This window comes from Planomonospora algeriensis, assembly GCF_977012225.1.
Genome location: NZ_CDRNDK010000573.1, coordinates 1 through 3,510, shown reverse-complemented (window position 1 = coordinate 3,510; position 3,510 = coordinate 1). Strand labels below are relative to the sequence as shown.

Sequence of the window (3,510 nt, the reverse complement as noted above, 5' to 3'; positions counted from 1 at the left end):
CCCGCCGACACGCCGCCCGATAGCCCCCGCCCGGGTGCGGGCCGGACCGAACCGGCCCGCCACCCGCCCGTCCCCTCAACGCCCAGGAAGGACCCCGCCATGAAGCGCAGCGACCTCGCCCGCATCATCCTCGACGCCACCCAGCGCGGCGACATCCCCCGCGCGGCCCTCCGCCGCTTCCCGCCGACGGATCTCGGCGACGTCGACCCCGAGCACGCTTACGACACCGACGCCGAACGGCGGGCCGTCCGCGTCGCCGTGTGGTCGAGCACCGCCCGGCCCGAGCTGGCCCGCGCCTACTTCGGCGCGATCCTCCCGCACCTGCCCGAAGGGTGGACCCTCTACGTCACCGCCTTCCACGGCGACCCGGCCACCCGCACGGCACGGGTGTGGCAGTCGCCCGCCATCGGCCCGGCCCGGCCCGGCCCGCCTCGGTGCCGTCAGGGTGCCGCTGGTGCGGCATCGAGAAGCGCGGCCACTGCCGGCTCTGGACCGACGCTGTGGGCTGGCACTCGTGGGAGGCGCCGACCCCGGCGCAGATCAAGGCCCGCATGCTCGAGCGCCGCGCGGCCCGGCTCGCCGCGGCGGCCCCGGCCGCACTCGAGCCCGCCGAGCCGGAGGAGCAGGAGGAGCCCGAACCGGGGTGCGGCTACGTCGATGCGTGCCCGTCGTGCGGCCGGGCCGACCCGGGCGTGACGACGCTCGGGGACCACGATGGGACCGTGGTGACGAACTGCTGCGAGGCCGACGTGTCGGCGCTCGTCTGAGCAGGCGAGCGGGCGGGGGCGGGCGGGGAGCGGCGAGCGCCCATCGGATTCGCCCCACCCCCTTGCCACCTACCTAAATATGCCCTACACTTTTAAGTGTGAGAGCGAGCGGTTCGCCCCACAAAACCCCAGGAGGACACATGCTCACCACGCCCCGCCTCGAGGACCTCGCCGAAGACCTCCACCTGGCCATCGCCACGGGCGAGATCACCCGCGACCGCGCCATCACTGCGCTCGCCCTCGCCGCACCCGGCCTCGGCTTCGACGGCGCGGAGCAGGTCCTCGAGCGCAAGGACCCCATCGGGGAGGGCAACCGCTACGACCGCCTCCCCGATGGCCGCTTCTGCCCCGCCTGGGGCAACTCCCGCCGCATCTGGGACCACACCGAGGGCGACAAGAAGGGCGTCCGCGTCCTGCCCGACCTGATCGCCAAGTGGGGCCGCCCGCTCGCCAGCATCGCCCCCGTCACCGCCTGAGCCACACGGCCCGCCCCTCGAAGGGGCGGGCCATCCCCCTCCCCCTCCCAATGCCGCAGAAAGGCCCCCGCGTGAACTCCACCGCCGTCCGCTCCCTGCTCGCCGTCGTCCTCGCCCCGACCAACCAGCCCGCCGCCCACTCGACCGAGTGCCCGATGAGCGACTACTACATCGCCGCCGCCCGAGGCGAGGCGGGCGACTGGTCGGGGGACGTCGCCGACCTCGCCGACCTGCTCGACTGCTTCCCCGGCGTCGTGCTCCACCCGTGCCTGCACAAGGCCGCCAAGGACTACGGCATCCCCGCAGGGGTCGACGGCGACACCAGCACGGCCCGCCAGACGCGCAGCGAACTCCTGATCGGCTACGTCCTCGACAGCGCCACCGAGCCCGCGCCCGCCGTGCAGATGCTCCGCTCGCTCCTGGCCGTCCACCTCGCCTACGCCGAGCCCGTCCGTCTGGCCGCCGCCAGCGGAGAGATGTCCGAAGCGCTCTCGAACGCCCGCATGGCCTCGTACCGCCACCTGGAGGACGCCGTCAACGCTCTGGCCGTCGCGCTGGAGCTCGCCCCCGTGCACGCCTTCCACGTTTTCCGCACGCTGGCCAACCGCCCCGAAGCGCGCACCTGGTAGCCGCCCCCGAGCCGGCCCCTCGAGCTGTACGGCCCCGCGCTCGAGGGGGCGGCCCTCGCCTCTCTGGGAACGCCCGGCGCGCCGCGCCCTTCAAGACCGCACGGCCTCGAGGGGCGCGGCCGCCAGGCGCTCGAGCCGTTCCCGCTCGAATCGGCAGCCCCACCCCCTTGCCACTTAACTAAACATGCCCTACACTTTTAAGTGTGAAGGGGAGCGGTTCCCCTCACAACCCCCAGGGAGGCCCCCATGCAGCACCTCAACCCCGTCGAGACCCGCGACCTCGCCGAGGAACTGCACATCCCCCTCGCCACGGGCGAACTCACCCGCGACCACGCCATCGCGATCCTGTCCAGCATGGGCGGCATCGGCACCGAGGCCGCCGCCAAGGTCCTGCGGCGCAACGACCCCGCCATGCAGGCGGGCGCCTGGGAGCGCCTCCCCAACGGCGACATGCGCCCCTGCTGGGGCACGAAGCGTGCCATCTGGGACCACACCAGGGGCGACAAGAAGGACACCCCCGCCCTGCCCGACCTGATCGCCAAGTGGGGCCGCCCGCTCGCCTTCTTCGCCACCGCGCCCGCCGACATCTGACCCGCACGGCCCGCCCGCTCGAGCGGGCGGGCCTCCGCAGAAAGGCAATCCCCGCCCATGACCATCCCCGCCCCCGCCGTGCCGATCGACTTCGGCCGCGTCCGCGCCGGCGACGCCCTGACCTTCCGCGCCGGCGGCCGCGCCGCAGAGGAGACCGGCACCGTCACCGGAAAGACCGGCAAGACCGTCGTGGTCCGCACCCCGAACGGCACGGCCCACCTGCGCCGCGCCGAGTGGGAGGGCCGCGCCGTGCGCCACGTCGGCTACAGCCGCAGCTACGACGCCTCCTATGAGGTGGAGATCCCGCTCGGCGACGTGCCGACACTGACCGGCCACGATGGCGCGTCGTTCGTCCCGGATAAGCTCAGCGTCCGCTGGCTCTGGCGAGCGCCGCACGGGTGGGAGCGCTGCATCCTCGTGACCGGCTGGGTCCCGCGCGACAGCGGCAATCCCAGTCGGAAGTCCTCGCACCGCTTCGAGACACCCGCCACCGAGGAGGAGCGGCGTCTGCCCGCATGGGTCCACGCCGAGGCCGACAAGGTGCCCGCGCCGCACGCCGTACCGTTCCCCACCTGAGACCCGACCCGCACGCCCGCCTGTGCCCGCTCGAGCGGGCACAGATCAACCGAGAAAGGCCCCCACCCCGATGACCACCCCGACCACCCAGACGGCCCGCTACTTCGTCACGATCGCCCTCGAGGGCGCACCGACCCTCGACGACGTCGACGGCGACGACTTCGTCCCCGACGAGCTCACCATCGAATGGGAGTGGTGCCGCACCGAGTGGCAGCGCACCCTGGCCGTCGCCGGCTGCTTCCTGCGCCGCAACGGCGCGATCGGGCGGCGCGGCGGCGAGCGCTACGAGACGCCCGAGTATTCGCTTCCCGCGTGGTTCCAGGAGCAGGCCGAGAAGGTGCCTGCGCCGCCCGCCCTGCCGTTCCCCTCCTGACGTTCCCGCCGTGCCCTGGTCTTGCCCGAGCGAGGCCGGGGGCACGCTCGTGTCCGCGGGCCGGGCGCCTCGAGCGCCTGGCGGCCGCGCCAGCTCGA

6 protein-coding genes are annotated in these 3,510 nt (G+C 73.8%); all 6 read left to right on the top strand.

Features of this window, described 5'->3' with window-relative positions; translation table 11 throughout:
- Window positions 1–389 precede the first annotated feature (389 nt).
- A complete protein-coding gene (locus ACWJ6R_RS32625; protein ID WP_449065910.1) occupies window positions 390–767 on the top strand; it encodes a hypothetical protein in 378 nt (125 codons plus the stop codon).
- Between the two features lie 140 nt (window positions 768–907).
- Entirely contained in the window at window positions 908–1,243 is a 336-nt protein-coding gene (locus tag ACWJ6R_RS32620) for a hypothetical protein (protein WP_449065909.1), read from the top strand.
- A gap of 71 nt (window positions 1,244–1,314) precedes the next feature.
- Window positions 1,315–1,872, top strand: coding sequence for a hypothetical protein (locus tag ACWJ6R_RS32615; RefSeq protein ID WP_449065908.1), 558 nt, complete (start codon window positions 1,315–1,317; stop codon window positions 1,870–1,872).
- A gap of 246 nt (window positions 1,873–2,118) precedes the next feature.
- Window positions 2,119–2,463, top strand: coding sequence for a hypothetical protein (locus tag ACWJ6R_RS32610; RefSeq protein WP_449065907.1), 345 nt, complete (start codon window positions 2,119–2,121; stop codon window positions 2,461–2,463).
- 57 nt (window positions 2,464–2,520) lie between these two features.
- Window positions 2,521–3,039: a hypothetical protein gene (locus ACWJ6R_RS32605; RefSeq protein WP_449065906.1), complete on the top strand. Its 519-nt coding sequence runs from the start codon at window positions 2,521–2,523 to the stop codon at window positions 3,037–3,039.
- Window positions 3,040–3,109: 70 nt separating this feature from the next.
- Complete coding sequence (locus tag ACWJ6R_RS32600; RefSeq protein ID WP_449065905.1) at window positions 3,110–3,412, top strand: hypothetical protein; 303 nt, start codon at window positions 3,110–3,112, stop codon at window positions 3,410–3,412.
- Window positions 3,413–3,510 lie beyond the last annotated feature (98 nt).